Source organism: Bacillus sp. C1 (genome assembly GCF_054570475.1).
The window spans coordinates 37,786-52,751 of the sequence record NZ_JBTMZT010000015.1 but is presented as its reverse complement, the minus strand read 5'-3'; the positions used below and the strand labels follow the sequence as shown (position 1 = coordinate 52,751).

17 protein-coding genes are annotated in these 14,966 nt (G+C 34.1%); 4 read left to right on the top strand and 13 right to left on the bottom strand.

All coding sequences use genetic code 11. The annotated features are described in order from the left end of the window. Positions 1-88: 88 nt before the first annotated feature. The 7 genes from ACX5JI_RS23790 to ACX5JI_RS23760 form a co-directional block, all read right to left on the bottom strand. Positions 89-628, bottom strand: coding sequence for a GNAT family N-acetyltransferase (locus ACX5JI_RS23790; protein ID WP_459503458.1), 540 nt, complete (start codon positions 626-628; stop codon positions 89-91). Then, on the bottom strand, positions 568-1,089 hold the full coding sequence (locus tag ACX5JI_RS23785) for a YfiT family bacillithiol transferase (RefSeq protein ID WP_459503457.1): 522 nt from the start codon (positions 1,087-1,089) through the stop codon (positions 568-570). The genes ACX5JI_RS23790 and ACX5JI_RS23785 overlap by 61 nt, the downstream gene beginning before the upstream one ends. A gap of 32 nt (positions 1,090-1,121) precedes the next feature. Continuing rightward, positions 1,122-1,643 (bottom strand): GNAT family N-acetyltransferase, encoded by a 522-nt coding sequence (locus tag ACX5JI_RS23780; protein WP_459503456.1) that lies wholly within the window; start codon positions 1,641-1,643, stop codon positions 1,122-1,124. Between the two features lie 89 nt (positions 1,644-1,732). Continuing rightward, positions 1,733-3,055, bottom strand: coding sequence for an NAD(P)/FAD-dependent oxidoreductase (locus ACX5JI_RS23775; RefSeq protein ID WP_459503455.1), 1,323 nt, complete (start codon positions 3,053-3,055; stop codon positions 1,733-1,735). Positions 3,056-3,181: 126 nt separating this feature from the next. After that, the gene (locus ACX5JI_RS23770; protein ID WP_459503454.1) at positions 3,182-3,961 is read right to left on the bottom strand and encodes an undecaprenyl-diphosphate phosphatase; all 780 of its coding nucleotides are present in this window, start codon (positions 3,959-3,961) and stop codon (positions 3,182-3,184) included. A gap of 172 nt (positions 3,962-4,133) precedes the next feature. Then, positions 4,134-4,670, bottom strand: a complete 537-nt coding sequence (locus ACX5JI_RS23765; protein WP_459503453.1) for a DUF4489 domain-containing protein — start codon at positions 4,668-4,670, stop codon at positions 4,134-4,136. Between the two features lie 294 nt (positions 4,671-4,964). Next, positions 4,965-5,417 carry an NUDIX hydrolase gene (locus tag ACX5JI_RS23760; RefSeq protein WP_459503452.1) on the bottom strand — a complete coding sequence of 151 codons (453 nt, stop codon included), beginning with the start codon at positions 5,415-5,417 and terminating at the stop codon, positions 4,965-4,967. A gap of 372 nt (positions 5,418-5,789) precedes the next feature. Between ACX5JI_RS23760 and ACX5JI_RS23755 the strand changes: the two genes are divergently transcribed. Both ACX5JI_RS23755 and ACX5JI_RS23750 read left to right on the top strand, forming a co-directional pair. Beyond that, the gene (locus ACX5JI_RS23755) at positions 5,790-7,076 is read left to right on the top strand and encodes an APC family permease (protein ID WP_459503451.1); all 1,287 of its coding nucleotides are present in this window, start codon (positions 5,790-5,792) and stop codon (positions 7,074-7,076) included. After that, positions 7,060-7,656, top strand: a complete 597-nt coding sequence (locus ACX5JI_RS23750; RefSeq protein ID WP_459503450.1) for a bifunctional transcriptional activator/DNA repair enzyme AdaA — start codon at positions 7,060-7,062, stop codon at positions 7,654-7,656. The genes ACX5JI_RS23755 and ACX5JI_RS23750 overlap by 17 nt, the downstream gene beginning before the upstream one ends. A gap of 375 nt (positions 7,657-8,031) precedes the next feature. Here ACX5JI_RS23750 and ACX5JI_RS23745 read toward each other — a convergent pair whose 3' ends face one another. The 4 genes from ACX5JI_RS23745 to ACX5JI_RS23730 all read right to left on the bottom strand — a co-directional run bounded on the left by ACX5JI_RS23745 (position 8,032) and on the right by ACX5JI_RS23730 (position 11,408). After that, the gene (locus ACX5JI_RS23745) at positions 8,032-8,412 is read right to left on the bottom strand and encodes a nucleotide excision repair endonuclease (RefSeq protein ID WP_459503449.1); all 381 of its coding nucleotides are present in this window, start codon (positions 8,410-8,412) and stop codon (positions 8,032-8,034) included. Between the two features lie 121 nt (positions 8,413-8,533). Further along, positions 8,534-9,649 carry an NAD(P)/FAD-dependent oxidoreductase gene (locus ACX5JI_RS23740; RefSeq protein WP_459503448.1) on the bottom strand — a complete coding sequence of 372 codons (1,116 nt, stop codon included), beginning with the start codon at positions 9,647-9,649 and terminating at the stop codon, positions 8,534-8,536. 195 nt (positions 9,650-9,844) lie between these two features. After that, positions 9,845-10,495, bottom strand: coding sequence for a YdeI/OmpD-associated family protein (locus ACX5JI_RS23735; protein ID WP_459503447.1), 651 nt, complete (start codon positions 10,493-10,495; stop codon positions 9,845-9,847). A 115-nt stretch (positions 10,496-10,610) separates the two neighbouring features. Further along, complete coding sequence (locus tag ACX5JI_RS23730; protein WP_459503446.1) at positions 10,611-11,408, bottom strand: arylamine N-acetyltransferase family protein; 798 nt, start codon at positions 11,406-11,408, stop codon at positions 10,611-10,613. Positions 11,409-11,769: 361 nt separating this feature from the next. On the opposite strand from ACX5JI_RS23730, the gene secY reads away from it, so the two are divergent. Continuing rightward, complete coding sequence (gene secY, locus ACX5JI_RS23725; RefSeq protein ID WP_459503445.1) at positions 11,770-13,074, top strand: preprotein translocase subunit SecY; 1,305 nt, start codon at positions 11,770-11,772, stop codon at positions 13,072-13,074. A 382-nt stretch (positions 13,075-13,456) separates the two neighbouring features. Here secY and ACX5JI_RS23720 read toward each other — a convergent pair whose 3' ends face one another. Next, positions 13,457-13,867: a CHRD domain-containing protein gene (locus ACX5JI_RS23720; RefSeq protein WP_459503444.1), complete on the bottom strand. Its 411-nt coding sequence runs from the start codon at positions 13,865-13,867 to the stop codon at positions 13,457-13,459. A 271-nt stretch (positions 13,868-14,138) separates the two neighbouring features. Between ACX5JI_RS23720 and ACX5JI_RS23715 the strand changes: the two genes are divergently transcribed. Then, entirely contained in the window at positions 14,139-14,294 is a 156-nt protein-coding gene (locus tag ACX5JI_RS23715; RefSeq protein ID WP_459503490.1) for a dihydrofolate reductase family protein, read from the top strand. A gap of 73 nt (positions 14,295-14,367) precedes the next feature. On the opposite strand, the gene ACX5JI_RS23710 is transcribed toward ACX5JI_RS23715, so the two are convergent. Continuing rightward, positions 14,368-14,823: a GNAT family N-acetyltransferase gene (locus ACX5JI_RS23710; protein ID WP_459503443.1), complete on the bottom strand. Its 456-nt coding sequence runs from the start codon at positions 14,821-14,823 to the stop codon at positions 14,368-14,370. Between the last annotated feature and the right edge of the window lie 143 nt (positions 14,824-14,966).

The window sequence follows — 14,966 nt, the reverse complement described above, 5'->3', positions numbered from 1 at the left end:
CCGTATTTCTTGGAACAACATGCATGAATCCCTTTTAAAAATACAAAAAGGATAGAGAAATGCACGGGCATTGATCTATCCTTTTTCTTTATAATGTTTTCTTATAATAAACAAGTGTTGTATGATCATTCAATTTTCTGCTTATCTCTGTCTGAATATAACCCATTTTTTCATATAGATAACAATTACGTTTTTCTTCTAAAATTGTAGCTAGTTCCCAACTCGTAGCTTGTGGAAACATTTTCTCTATTAGAATGAGTACTTGCTGGGCTATTCCTTTCCCTTGATAATGAGGCAGAATAAACATAGGACTTATCCAAAAATGCGTCTTTTTTTCTTTCCAATATACACAAATGGCTCCCACAAGAGTATGATCAAATACTATTTTATAAAATCCACCATTAGGATTGTTTATTCTTGTAATTACTTTATCAATCGTTTCATTAGCAGGATTTGTTTTGTAATCTTTATATGTTTCTAGCAATGGTATAAATGCTTGTACTTGCATATTGAAAATAGATTCTGCATCTACACTTGTTGCTTTTTCGAGTTTTATGCTCATAGCATTTACCAACCTAACCGTTCCCGTAAAGAAGTGATATGTGCAGCATGGTGACGACCATGCCACGCATATAATCCAATTGCGATCTCAAGTTTTGTCTCACCTGATTTTGGATGATTAAACGTTTTTTCAAGGTCTGCCTGCTCTAAAGAGTTTAATAAATTTACCCACCTTTTATGTAATGAATCTAATAACACAAGGGAAACATCAACAGGTAATTTTGAATCCGGAAGCTCTGCCCATTTCTCTTCCATATATGGTTTAATTGTCGGGTTATTTTCTGTAAGAGCTAACTTAAAACGAATATAGCTATTCATATGACTATCAACGACATGATGAACAACTTGCCTTACTGTCCATCCACCCTTTCGGTATGGTGTATCTAGCTGCTCTTTATCTAAATCCTCAATTGCCTTCGTTAGTTCTCGAGGAAGATTTTCAATTTCTTGAATCCATTTTTCTACGTTTTCTTCTGTAATACTTTCTTCATGAGTAAATTTTCCAATCGGATAACGTAAGTCCTTCATCGTATTGTTCCCCTTTTGTTTTAAAATTTCTTTTATAATATGTTATTGTGTTTCCAAGCATAATGAATGAAATTAACCTTTTGATCATGTAATTCTATAACTTTTTTATCCATTGTCGTATGTGAAAAGCCGCTTTTTTCTAATACGATTTGGGAAGCAATGTTATGATTTGTTGTTTTCGCGTGAATTTCAGTAATTTGATCAGTTACCGCTTGGGTTAAGAGTAATTGAACAGCTCTAGTTGCAATTCCTTGTCCAATAAAATCTCCTCCTACACGATAACCAAGGTGCCCCAATTGATTGTCTTTCTCGATATCTACTAAGTTTATTCGTCCTACAATTGTTTTTTCTGTATTCCGTATGAGATAAAAGTGGGAAGCACCTTCTTTTTGTTCCTTTAGCAATTCATCGTGCTTAGATTGAAACGTCTCGTAAACATAATAATCATCACCACGACTTGGTACCATCTTTTCAAAAAAGGTTCTGTTATAACGCTCGAAAGCAAACAGTTCTTCTGCATGTTGTTCCTTTAACTTTTCTATGTATATTTCCATTCATAACTCATTCCTTTTTAATCAGTTAACTATTATAAATTCGGCGTTGAATAGATAAACTCCTACTGCTCGTTTCAAGATTCCTACCTTTATTTCGGCCGAGTCGTAAAAATAGCAATCCATACTTTAGGATGAAAAAGATGCAATGGGCTACGAATCAAATTCATGACCCTAACTAAACGCATGTAAATGTCTGTATTACTCGCGGAAAGCTGGTATACTTTTTTCGTATACCATTGTTGAAATGGTCGTATAAAAGACTGTTTCCCTTTTATGTTCGGATGACGATATGCTTCTGTTGTAACCATTTCCCACGGCGTTGCAATAATCTTAGAAATACGTTTATAAAATTCTCGAGTAAAACCATTCGGCAGTGATGTTCTTCTCTTTAAACTCGTCTGAAGCGCGGCAGCTTCCATAGCAGTGACAGAAACTCCCTGTCCAAAGACTGGATCAAAGCGACAATAGGCATCTCCGATTACAAAAAAACCTTCTGGCATATTTTTCACTAAATCGAATCGACGACGTACTTGATATGGAATCTTATGTATTTTTATATCTGTAATTGGTTCTGCTTGTTCTAGAAACTGGATGACATCTGGAGCAGGTAACTTACGAGCAAATGCAAGGAATTCTTCATCTGTTTTTGGTGCATGCTCATTAGCATAACCGCTAAAAGTTACGAAATAACGATTGTCTTCAATTGTTTGAATAAAAGCGCCATAAGGATTTTCAGGAAAACTAGGAGAAAAAAGTAAGTTGCACCAATTAGGACGTTCATTCTGTTTTAGATAAAATACCCTAGTCGCGTAAAACAATTGAATCCATACTTTTTCTTCTGTTACTTCTATGCCATGTGTTTTTAACCACTCTATATTTTTCGAACCAAATCCGCTCGCATCTACAACTAAATCTGCGTGGAAATTTTCTTTATTTCCTGTTTTCATGCACCGTACTTTTACTCCAGAGATTTTGTTATACTGCTGATCGATTATCAATTGTTCAACCATCATTTCATATTTCGTTGTGATATTAGCTACTTCCCTCATTCTTTTTTGTATATGCCACTCAAGCAGAGGACGACTTTGTTGAACCGCATTTAACTCCCCATGAAATGGTTGTTTCCATAAACCAAAATGATGCCATTTCAAATCTCCGGTAAAATTATTAACGATACCGCCATCTTCTTTTAATTGCGTCATAACCCCTGGGAATAATTTTTCAATCGCTTCTTCACCACCTTTTAATAACACATGGGGATGATAAGTTTGAGGTACTCGTTTTCGCGGGCTTTTTTCATTACACTCTTCGCCTGCTTCTAAAATAATCACCTCTTGAAAAGAATCAGATAAAGCCTTTGCTGCTAGTTTCCCAGCGATACTTCCACCAATGACGATTGCTTTTTTTAGCATTTCTCTACCTCCTGATTAACACTTCTGCTAGTTTCATATTTCTTACATATTTATAAAATCATAAAACAAAAAATCCTGCTACAAAATTACAAAACAGGATTTTTTTATCAACATTTATTCATCTTTTTAAAAAATATTTGTGAACTGTAAAGTTAAAATGATAATACCTAGAGCCCATACGTAATAGGCAAACACTTTAAGAGAATGCTGTTTTAAGTATTGGATCATCCAAGATACTGCTATATATCCGAAAAAAGCCGCAGATAAAGTACCAATGATTAGCGAAGTACTTGAAATTGTTTCTGCCTTTCCTTGAAAAACATCTACAGATTGTAAAATGATTGCGCCAACAATTGCTGGTGTTGATAATAAAAATGAAAAATATGCTGCTGTTTCACGATCTAGCTTCCTCCAAAGTGCAGCGACAATTGTCATACCAGAACGAGAGATTGCTGGAAAAATAGCAAATGCTTGAAAGGAACCGATAATAAGTGCATCTTGATATGTAATGTCATCCATTTTTTTACGTCCATTTTTTTGTTTTTCTGCCATATATAAAAACAAACCCGTCACTAAAAACTCCCATCCGATTGTTACACCTGTTTTTGAAATCTCTTCAAAGAAATCTTTAAATAATAGACCGATTATAACAGCTGGAATTGTTCCAACAATGAGTAAGCATGTAAGTTTTGAAAATGGATTTTTAATTAAATAGATAAACTCTTTTTTATAATATATAAACACCGCTAGCAGTGTACCTATATGAAGCATTGTATCTAAAAAAAGACCTGCTTCGTCTAACTTAAAAAGATGCCGCCCTAAATATAAATGACCGGTACTGCTTATAGGTAAAAATTCTGTTAGCCCCTGAATAATTCCTAGTATAAAAGCTTCTAACCAGTTCATGATGATCCCCTTTCAAGTTTGCTTGTACCAGTATATGATGTGTCTTTTGTATTATGAAAGAAAGTATGTATTCAAAATAGATTTTCGTTACCTAAAAATGCATATTGAATACAAAACGATCCCAGAAAAATACTGAGACCGTTTTGTTTACTTACCAATAGTTTAATTGTTATTAATAATCGCCTTTATGAAAAACACTTTCTTGCACTAAAGCGCTTATTTCAGAATTCAGGTAAGTTACTACGGCATTATTAAACTCTTCAACAGTAGCTCTCACAAAATAATCACAGCATTCATAACACTCGACATCGCAACTCTCACAGTAATGAAAACTATTAATATCTGTCGTGCTAATAAAATTGGGGGCAGCTAGATTTACGTTTCTTTCATAAAACCATGAACTTAATAAAGTTGGAGTTACTTGTCCTTTACATTGTTTAAATAAATCATATCTAATTCGAATTTGAGAAAAACCTCCGCCTTCGCTTATCGGCTCATATCGTATATTGTTAGAAAACTCTATCTTTACACTAGGATGAGAGAGTCCAGCTGTATCTACAGTAACAAAAGCTAGCTGTGTTGGTTCAAAGCTACTAAAACCACCATCAACTCTTCTTCCGTTACCTGTAGATTGTCCACACAATAATAATAGTGGTTGCGGGGAAAGTCCACCTTGTTTCTTGCATTTTTTACCATGCGATTCACCCATACTTAAATCATTCCTTTCATTAGAATTAATATATTTATATGTACTCTGGCTCTTTTATGTATAGGTTTGTATATTGAGTTTTTTATAAAATGAATATAGAGTCTATTATTGTTTTAGAAATTTCTCTTTCATTCTATATAGAGAGAATGAATATATTTAATTTTGATACAAAAAAAATAAGCCTTACTACAATTCATATGTAGCAAGACTCTTTCTGTAAATCAATTTCATTATACGTACCTTCAAAAATAGATAATAAAGTTGTTTACTTATAAAGTATTTATATAAAGCCACTTACTCTATAAGCGTCACTATACCGTTTTTATATTCAAATAAATAATTATCTGCTTGTTCCAGTAGAACAGGTAAATACTGATTTACCATTTCAGCAATCCCTAAATTATTGGGATTCATTATCCAATCAATGTGTTTCCAATCGAGAATACCTTCTCTTGTTTTTCTCATTGATTCATTACTTAATGTTTCATCTACTTCAAATACGTACACATATAATCCATCTTTTTTTCTATCACTTGTATTCCATGTAATGACACCTTTTGAATAATATTGATTTACTTTGAAGCCTGTTTCCTCAAACACTTCACGAATTGCGCCCTCATCAGCAGTTTCACCTACTTCGTTTTTACCGCCAACACCGTTCCACACGCCCATGATCGGTGGTTTTTCACGATTTAGCATTAAGATTCTATCGTTACTTTTTAAAAAACATACATTATATTTAAACACTTCATCAGCCCCATACTTACATTAATTATTTACTCATAAGTATAATACAATACTGTCTAACATTTACATAGATCGAGTACCACTTCTAGATTTTTCGTCTTTATTGCAAACACCAGTATTTTAAAGCCACTCTATTGTTGATTTAAAATAAAGTTCGATCATTTATAATAAAGATTGATAATTTGTAAAAAAATTTGATAAAAAGATCCATTTTGTAGAGTATTTATTTGTTTAACACTCGGGCCAGATTATTGAATAAGAAATATAATAAAAATACTTTTAATTGTTTTATTAAACGAATTAAACCGCAAAAAACAAGAAGAATTCTCCTCCCTTTACTAGTAAACTAAATGCTATAAAAGGGGGGAGATTATGAACAATAAATCCATTGGATTATTTCAAGGAATTGCGTTATACATTGCAGCTATTTTAGGCTCAGGTGTCCTTTTTTTATCGGGAGTAACAGCCTCAATAGCAGGCCCTGCATCCGTTGTATCTTGGTTTATCGTTATTTTAATATGCTTTCCACTTGCTTATTCCTTTGCTTGTTTGGCAAGAAAATATCCTGATGCCGGTGGGGCAGCGACCTTTGTTAGACATTCTTTCGGATATCATCTTGGCAATATCGTTGGGTGGTTTTACTTTGTAACAGCAGCAGTCGGTCAAACAATTGTATCCTTAACTGGTGCTTATTACGTCAGTCAGGCATTTGGATTTTCAAGTTTTGAAACAACTGTAATTGCCGTCTTTATTTTGGTAATTGCAGGATTTTCCAATTATTACGGCGTAAATGTTAGTGGTAAAGTAGCATTGATTTTAAGTTCTTTATTATTAATTCTTTTACTGGTAGCTATATTTGTGTCGCTGCCAAGAATACAATGGGGGAATTTTACTCCCTTTGTCCCAAATGGATGGTTTTCTGTTGGGAGTGCTATAACGGTTATCTTTTGGTCCTTTTTTGGTTGGGAGGCGATTTGTAGTTTAGCTGATCACTTTAAAAGGCCAGAAAAGGATATTGTCAAAGGAACGGTTATTAGTGCAGTTGTCATTGGATTATTATTTTTAACGTTAAGCCTTGTTACTATTGGGACAGCAACGTACGGCAATCAAGAAAGTAACTTGTCTCCTATAGGTGTTATAATGGGAGATACTGTAGGTGTAGGTGCCAAAGTCGTCACGGCTATTTTAGCTTTAATTATTTGTACAGGCACATCCAACGCATTTGTAGCTAGCCTAACGCAATTAGGATATTCATTAAGCAGGGATGGTGCTTTTCCAAAATTTTTCTCAAGGCTGCATGCAACTACTCAAATTCCAAGACAGATGGTATTGTTTGTTATCTGTTTTTCGGTAGCTGGTGTTTTAGTGACGAAGGCTTTGTCACTGACGTTTGATGATATTTTGTTTATACCGACTTCTCTTGGGATTCTCGTTTATGTTCTTTCAATGGCAGCAGGTGTTAAATTGTTTAGGAAAAACACACTGGCATGGTGGGCATCGTTGGTCTCTTTCATTTTATGTTTGCTGGTGATCCCATTTTTTCAATTGTATATATTTGTTCCTTTAATTGTCGTGGCCATATATGCGATTTATATGATTTTGAGTAATAAGATTTTCGTCTACAAGGGAGGGTTAAAATCAAATGAAGGATCAAAATAACCTTTCCAGATGTACCATGTGGAAAGCAACAGTATCATGTGATCCAGCGTATGACGGGATGTTCTTTTACGCAGTCAAGACAACTAGGATTTTCTGCCGGCCTTCTTGCAAGTCTAAGGTTCCTAATTATGAAAATGTATCCTTTTTTTCAAATGCGCACGAAGCTCAAAGGGCAGGCTATCGACCATGCAAAAGATGCCGACCAGATCTAAATATAAAAATATACGACCCATTCGAATGCGTTTTGAAAGATACTATGCGATTGATAAAAAATAATTATGTTCAAAACATGTCTTTAAATGAAATTGCATCAAGGGTAGGAGTTAGTCGTTTTCATTTAAATCGGATTTTCAAAGAAAGAACAGGGTATACTCCTCGAATATATTTAGAAAGGATCAGAGTTAAGAAAGCAAAGGAACTTCTCTTAACAACGGTCTTTAATAGTACGGATATTGGTTATCAAACAGGCTATCAAAGTGTCTCTAGCTTTTATAATGCATTTAAAAGAAATACAGGACTTTCACCGAGTCAGTTCCGTTCTTGCCATAGTAGAAATACCGTAAACCAAGAACTTGACTGAATTCACGTTCTTTAACAAAAGATAGAATGAATGAACAAGAGTGCTTTGTACTTCTCATGTTTTTCGAAAATTGTGATACAAGGAAAGTATTCAAAATACACAAAGGAGACTATTATATAATTTGTGTAGGACTATTCTAGAAACAGATGCTTTAATTGAGAAAGGATAACAAAAATTATCAAACTTTTTTATAAAAGGATGATTCAATAGAAAAACGTGTTTTGATCAATCTTTTTTTCAAAACACGTTTTTCTATTTGTTCTTTTATCAAGGTTTATTAAGTTGATTTAATCAAACTTTATTCAAAAGCTACATCCATCATTATTCCTAAATAAAAAAAGGCCAGTTATTCTGACCTTTTTTGTTGTGAAATCTTTATTTATAAAAAACCTTTTCAACATTATACTTCGCTTGAAACTCATTAATAACATATGTTTCGTAAATTTCTCTTTCCATTGGATCTTCTACAATACATACATCAATACGGTATACTTCGTCACGATGTGCTTTAATTGGTGAAACATTGTCTTCAAAATGTTTTTTAATACGCTGTCTTATTTTACGTGCTTTCCCAACGAAGAGAAGTTCGTCATTAATGTTATAAAACATAAAAATACCGCCTTTATCTCTTGGGAACAAGTGGAAATCAATAAATCCATGAATCGGAGTGATTCTTGGCTCGTCTCCTTTTATCACTTGTTTACGTTCTGTAATTGTAACATCAACTTCAGGGATACTAATTTTAATCAAATTCATTCACGTCCTCTTTTGGTATAAAGGTAAATAATAACATAAGTATGCAAGAAAAGCTATTACGATTTCGCTTGCGACAGAGAGATAGGTAATTGTTCCTAATCTTTTTTGTTTCTTACTTTAACTATTCAATCGCTCCTGCTACATCATAATGGCTCAAGTCTAATTCTATTGGCTGACCAAGAGCCAGTTTTGCAAGCTCAGAGCCTAAATATGGACCTGCTGTCAATCCAGAAGCACCAAGACCATTCGCAACGAGTATACCTTCAAAATGAGGTAATGGACCGATTACAGGAAGGAAACCTGGTGTAAATGGTCTAAAACCGACTCTTGTTTCCAGCATCGTACTATTTTCTAAACCTGGCGCTACAGACAATGCTTTACTAAATACTTCATGTAAACCACCAGCTGTAACGCGATAATCAAGACCCGTATCATTTTCATGAGTGGCTCCAACAACTACACGTCCATCTTCAAAAGTTAAAATATACTGATCATTTGGCGGCATAACTACTGGCCAGCTTTCAGTATCTGCACATGGCATATGTAAATGAACAATTTGTGCTTTTTGGAAAGTTACAAGAAAGTTAATGCCAAGTGGTTTTAGTAATTCATTTGCCCAGGCTCCGGCAGTGATAATTACTTGATCTGCAGTTACTGTTTCGCCGTTTACATGAATACCTTTTACATCATTACTTTCATGAATTAAACTAGCATCTCCTTTTATAAAAACGGCACCATGTTTTTTCGCAGCATTTACAAGAGATTGACGAAGAGCTCGTCCATTTACTCGAGCAGCACCACTTATATGTACAGCACTATATTCCTCCGATAACGGCGGGAATAGCTTTTTTGTTTCATCTGACGATAAACGAGTAATTTCTCCGATCTCCGGAGCATCTTCACGGCGTTTATACGCTCGCTCTTCCATTTGATCTAATTTTTTATCCTCAGTATGGATGCTAATGGCTCCTACACGGTTATAACCCGTATCCGTTTCGCCATCCTCTTCTAATTGCTGAATTAAAGAAGCGTAATATCGTGCCCCGCCTTTTGCAATTTTATACCAAGCTTGATTACGTCGTTGTGAAAGCCACGGGCATACAATGCCAGCCGCAGCATCGGTTGCTTGGCCTAAATCTTGACGGTCAACTAACGTAACATGAGCGCCCGCCTTAGCAAGATGATACGCAGTAGACGCTCCTAGAATACCAGCTCCAACTACAATATACGATTTCATTCAAAACACCTTTTCTTCTTTATTCTTTTCTATTCTATATCGCTATTTTTTAGCTATCTCATATGTATCGAACCATATTCAGTATACTTGAAAGAGACACTTTTTCAACTTTTACTATTAAATGTCACAAAAAAACATATTCTAGAGTGTTTCTTTATGTCTAGAATATGTTTTTCCTCTTCATTCTAATTGTATTTATTTCTTTTTTCTGCGGAACAAATCAATTGATTTATACCCTTGTGAAAGGATTTCAATCATTTGTTGCACACGCTTTTCACGTGTTTGTTGTTGCTTCGCTGAGAATATGTGGCGTGCCCAATCTTTTTGATATCCTGGTGTTAAAGCTTGATAAAATTGTAATTCATTTGGATAAGCAGCTAGTAATGTTTCTACATCTTTAATATTCTCTACATAATCGGAGACGCATTGACTCGCAGCAGATGTTTTCTTCACTTTTTTCTTTTCACGTTTTAAACCAACGACAGTAAAGATATCATCCATACTTACCATTCTTGAAAATTTAATATCGCTATTCTCTACATATCCATCCTCTCCAACTTTCATTGCTGGAAAGATTTCATCTCTATGAATAAACGTTTCATAACGAGTGTTACCTTTTTTCGGATAAGCAAAAAATAAATAACCTTTTTCGAGTAATAATTGCTTATCAAGAATAAGCCCTGTGTGCTTAACCATTTCATCAATAGTTTCTACAAAAATAAAGATAGCATCATGATCTTTAGATAGCGTAGTTTCTTGTTCAGTAAAGATGTCATAATCATTTGGTTGATTCATCACTGCCATATTACTATATTTACTAAGATTTAATTTATCGATAATTGACATAATAAGCTCCTCTTTTATTCATTGTTACGTTTACAGCACTTATATTACTATAAAAGAGAGTGACCTTTCTATGCAAACGAAAACTATGACGCTTTTATAGTAAGAATCATCCGGTTTACATTTCGATGTTAAATATATCATGTAAAAGTTTTTCATATTGATTCCCTGCAATCATAAATTTTCTTTTTTTACCATTTTCTACTTGAGTTAAACTACCTTTTGTCAAAGAGACATATCCAGATTGCGTCAATTTCACTGCAATCGGTCCTTTATTAAAACTAGAATTCTCATCTTCTATGACTTTTCTTTGTACTTCATTTAAAGTTGTTTCATCAATAGGATCCGTACGAAAAGCGTGGCATGTTTGCCATCCTCTTTTTTCGTGCGATTCATGCCCGTGTCGTAAATAAGTGTCTCTTCTTTCTAAAATGTGCGTTCCTTTATCTGTATCTTTTCTTCTAACACGATATTCGCCATTTATGGAAGTCACAATTTCACCAGTAAGCGGCACAAGTGTAAGAGGGACAACTGAAGCTATTCCTACATCAACTACATACGGTACTTTATTATAATTTAAAATGATTGTAATATGGCCTTCTTCAAGAGCCCATACGTGTAAATCCCTCTTATAGACTGTCCCTAATGCTAACTGCACATCGAAACCACAATCTTTTAAAAAATAATATAAAATGGAATTTAGTTCATAACAAAGTCCACCTCGTGAACTCGTTACTATTTTCTTTTGTAAATTCTCTTTAGAAATTTCTTTTGTAGTACCAGTTATAATATCTAAATTCTCAAATGGAATTTCATACGCAATCGCATTCATGATTTTGTTCAAATCCTCAAATGTCACAGTCTGTTGTTTCTCAAGATTAAGCCTTGCCAAAAATTGTTCTTGTAACTCTGTCATATAAAGCACTCCTTCAATATTTTTCGTGAATGTCTTATACGTTAATTTTAAAAGCTATCCAGAGTAGCGACAATCTGTATTTATAATAACTGTACCGGTACAATCAGTCCTTCATATAAAATGGAATTACCTCCCTTTTCCCTCCATACCTATGTACAAATTCCCTTTTATTAGGTATATTATGGTTATTGAATAATTACGAAAATCGAGCGATTCCTTATATCCATGATAAAACTACAAAATGCATGAAAATCCATTTGTCAAATGAATTCTGCACGGAAGGAGGTTTGTGGTTTATCTATTAGGATATAATAATCAGTTTTCCTTTTAGATAACTGATTAAAATATAGGAGGCGACATGATGTTTCGTACGATTTCAAATTTTATGAGAGTAGCTGAAATAAGAAGGAAAATCCTTTTTACACTTGCGATGTTAATTGTTTTTCGAATTGGCACGTTTATACCAGTTCCTCATACAAACGCAGAGGTGTTAAAAGTACAAGATCAAGCCAACGTTTTAGGCATGCTTAATGTATTTGGCGGAGGGGCTTTGCAACACTTTTCAATCTTTGCTGTAGGCATCACACCATATATTACAGCTTCCATCATTGTACAATTACTACAAATGGATGTTGTACCTAAATTTACAGAGTGGGCAAAGCAAGGGGAAATGGGCCGCAAAAAATCAGCTCAGTTTACCCGATACTTTACAATCATTCTCGCATTCATTCAAGCCATCGGAATGTCTATTGGCTTTAACAATATAGCAGGTGGACAATTAATTTCAAATCCTAGCTGGACTACTTATTTATTTATCGCTACCGTGCTAACTGCCGGTACTGCATTTTTACTTTGGTTAGGTGAACAAATTACTGCAAACGGCGTAGGTAATGGAATTTCAATGATTATCTTCGCGGGACTTGTTGCAGCAATCCCAAACGTCGTAAATCAGATCTATTTACAGCAATTCCAAAATGCTGGAGATCAACTGTTTATGCATATTGTAAAAATCGTATTAATTTTACTTGTTATTTTAGCAATCGTTGTTGGGGTTATTTACATTCAACAAGCAATTCGTAAAATACCAATTCAATATGCAAAAGCTGCCCATGGAAATAATCAATATCAAGGAGCAAAAAACACGCATTTACCTCTTAAAGTAAATAGCGCTGGTGTAATCCCAGTCATCTTTGCTTCTGCATTTCTCATGACGCCGCGCACAATTGCACAGTTATTCCCTGATTCTAACGTTTCAAAATGGATGGGGACATATTTCGATTCTACGCACCCTGTTGGAATGGCGCTTTATGTTGCTCTTATCATCTCTTTTACATACTTCTACGCATTCGTTCAAGTAAATCCTGAACAAATGGCAGAAAACTTAAAGAAACAAAATGGCTATGTTCCAGGTATTAGACCAGGGAAAGCAACGGAGCAATATGTAACAAAAATTTTATACCGTTTAACGTTTATTGGTGCAATGTTCTTAGGGGCTATTTCTATTTTGCCAGTTTTCTTTACAAAAGTTGCTACTCTTCCCCCTTCTGCACAAATCGGCGGTACAAGCTTGCTAATCATTGTTGGGGTCGCATTAGAAACAATGAAGACATTAGAAAGCCAACTTGTAAAGCGTCATTACAAAGGATTTATAAAGAAAGTCAATTAACAAAACATAATGAAACCCTCTCATTTCGTATATGAGAGGGTTTTTATTTATAAAACTCTGGTAACGTATGTATATCTATCGTGTCCCCCACAAGTCATAAACCATACCTCCAACAAAGAAAACTAAAGCTAGAGCTAATAATATAAAAACAAGTATTGACTTTTTTGTGTCTTCCATACATTTCGCCTCCTATAAGATTTTTCATACAGTGTAATTCCCTCGCAAAAAAACCTTTAGTCATCATTATGTCTAAAGGTTGATAGCATCATACTTATAATAAAAAGGAATGATCACTCACCAAAATAATCCATCTACAAAGTGAACTTTTAATCAGTGAGGGCCGTATCCCCCACTGATTATGAACATATACGAATCGAGCTTTTTAATTATGCTTCTTTATTTGTCCTCGAATTTCACCATTTGGATGTTCTTCTGTATGAACATTTACATACGTGTTTCTCGCATCCATTTGCTCTGCTAGATCCAATAATGACTGACCTTCTAAAGGACCAACAAGGTCATCCGCTGTGATTTCCCCTGTTATGATTCCTCGGTTCACACTAATACCACGTGAAACAGTTTCAAATAGAGAAACAACAACTGGACCATTTACTCCTCTTGCTCCTAAATGGATATGAGCATCTGTCACTTTATCTATATCATATACCACTAGTTTAAAGCGAAGTAATGTAAAATCACGATTAAATTTAAATTGCGCAATCCCAAAAGCATCTGTACGAACAGGAGGTACTTCTTCTCGACCTGTTAATCTAGCGACAAAACATTTCACCAAAGTACAATTCACTCCCTTGCTTATTTGACACTACATCTTATTCATCAAATATAAAGTAGCTTGTACATTTGTACTAAAAATAATAAAAAAATGTAATTTCATTTTCTGACCATACTCTTTCTATACACTGTTTAAAGTTTTTCAACTTCTATAGATGGCAAAGATGAGTATGCTCAATTTTTAAACAAAAATGCAAAAACATTCATTACAAATTAAAAAAACAGCCAGGAAAAGATATTTGGTTAATCGGCGGTGGTAATTTAGCACGAGAATTTTTCAAAAAAACTTAATTGATGAATTTCAACTTGCTATTGCACCTATCATTTTAGGTAAAAGCATTTCTCTTTATACTGGCGATGATATTGAAACAAAATTTACTCTAACGAAGATAGAACAACTTGCTATGTTGCATTACATCAAAAAATAATATTTGAAATAGTAAACGCAAAAAGAAAGGAACCATTTCGGATCCTTTCTTTTGTCTTTTTCGAATTATCTTTTTAGTTCTTTATATTTTTGATAACAGCTATTTCTTTTCCAAATCTATCACCATTATCAACAAATCCCAAACTTGAATATAAATGATGAGCTTTCTTATTCTCTGGTTTATACCCTACAATAATTCTGTTCGCATCCGGTAATTTGGCCATCTCTAAGATCATTAACTTAGTTGCAACTTTCCCTATTCCCTTATCTTGAAAATTCTTATCAACCATTATTCTATATACCCAATAACCATCAGGTTCTTCTCTTACAGAATTATACATTAAAAAGCCGACTATTTTTCCCTCGAAATAGATAGCATAAGGCTTTAATGTTGGTTCAAACTTCGACTGAGCTATTGAAACTGCATTTGATTCAATATAATTTTTTTGATCCTCTGATACTTCTAATTTACAACATTCATACCAGTTTTCTGAATTTAATTCTTCAAGTTTCACATTAATATTATTCAAAAATATTCCCCTTTCGAATTTTGGGAAACGCTAAACACTTTTAATTAATTAGGCGTTATCCCCTTGTAATTAAACATGATAACAACATTTGTATTTCTCATAATGAACGCCTCCCTTAAAAAAGATTCTCTAACTATTAGAGT

Bases quoted from the DNA above. Each gene is read 5' to 3' on its own strand.
- ACX5JI_RS23785 (WP_459503457.1), bottom strand. From the start codon at position 1,089: ATGAAGGACTTACGTTATCCGATTGGAAAATTTACTCATGAAGAAAGT.
- ACX5JI_RS23780 (WP_459503456.1), bottom strand. From the start codon at position 1,643: ATGGAAATATACATAGAAAAGTTAAAGGAACAACATGCAGAAGAACTG.
- ACX5JI_RS23775 (WP_459503455.1), bottom strand. From the start codon at position 3,055: ATGCTAAAAAAAGCAATCGTCATTGGTGGAAGTATCGCTGGGAAACTA.
- ACX5JI_RS23770 (WP_459503454.1), bottom strand. From the start codon at position 3,961: ATGAACTGGTTAGAAGCTTTTATACTAGGAATTATTCAGGGGCTAACA.
- ACX5JI_RS23765 (WP_459503453.1), bottom strand. From the start codon at position 4,670: ATGGGTGAATCGCATGGTAAAAAATGCAAGAAACAAGGTGGACTTTCC.
- ACX5JI_RS23755 (WP_459503451.1), top strand. From the start codon at position 5,790: ATGAACAATAAATCCATTGGATTATTTCAAGGAATTGCGTTATACATT.
- ACX5JI_RS23750 (WP_459503450.1), top strand. From the start codon at position 7,060: ATGAAGGATCAAAATAACCTTTCCAGATGTACCATGTGGAAAGCAACA.
- ACX5JI_RS23745 (WP_459503449.1), bottom strand. From the start codon at position 8,412: ATGAATTTGATTAAAATTAGTATCCCTGAAGTTGATGTTACAATTACA.
- ACX5JI_RS23740 (WP_459503448.1), bottom strand. From the start codon at position 9,649: ATGAAATCGTATATTGTAGTTGGAGCTGGTATTCTAGGAGCGTCTACT.
- ACX5JI_RS23735 (WP_459503447.1), bottom strand. From the start codon at position 10,495: ATGTCAATTATCGATAAATTAAATCTTAGTAAATATAGTAATATGGCA.
- ACX5JI_RS23730 (WP_459503446.1), bottom strand. From the start codon at position 11,408: ATGACAGAGTTACAAGAACAATTTTTGGCAAGGCTTAATCTTGAGAAA.
- secY (WP_459503445.1), top strand. From the start codon at position 11,770: ATGTTTCGTACGATTTCAAATTTTATGAGAGTAGCTGAAATAAGAAGG.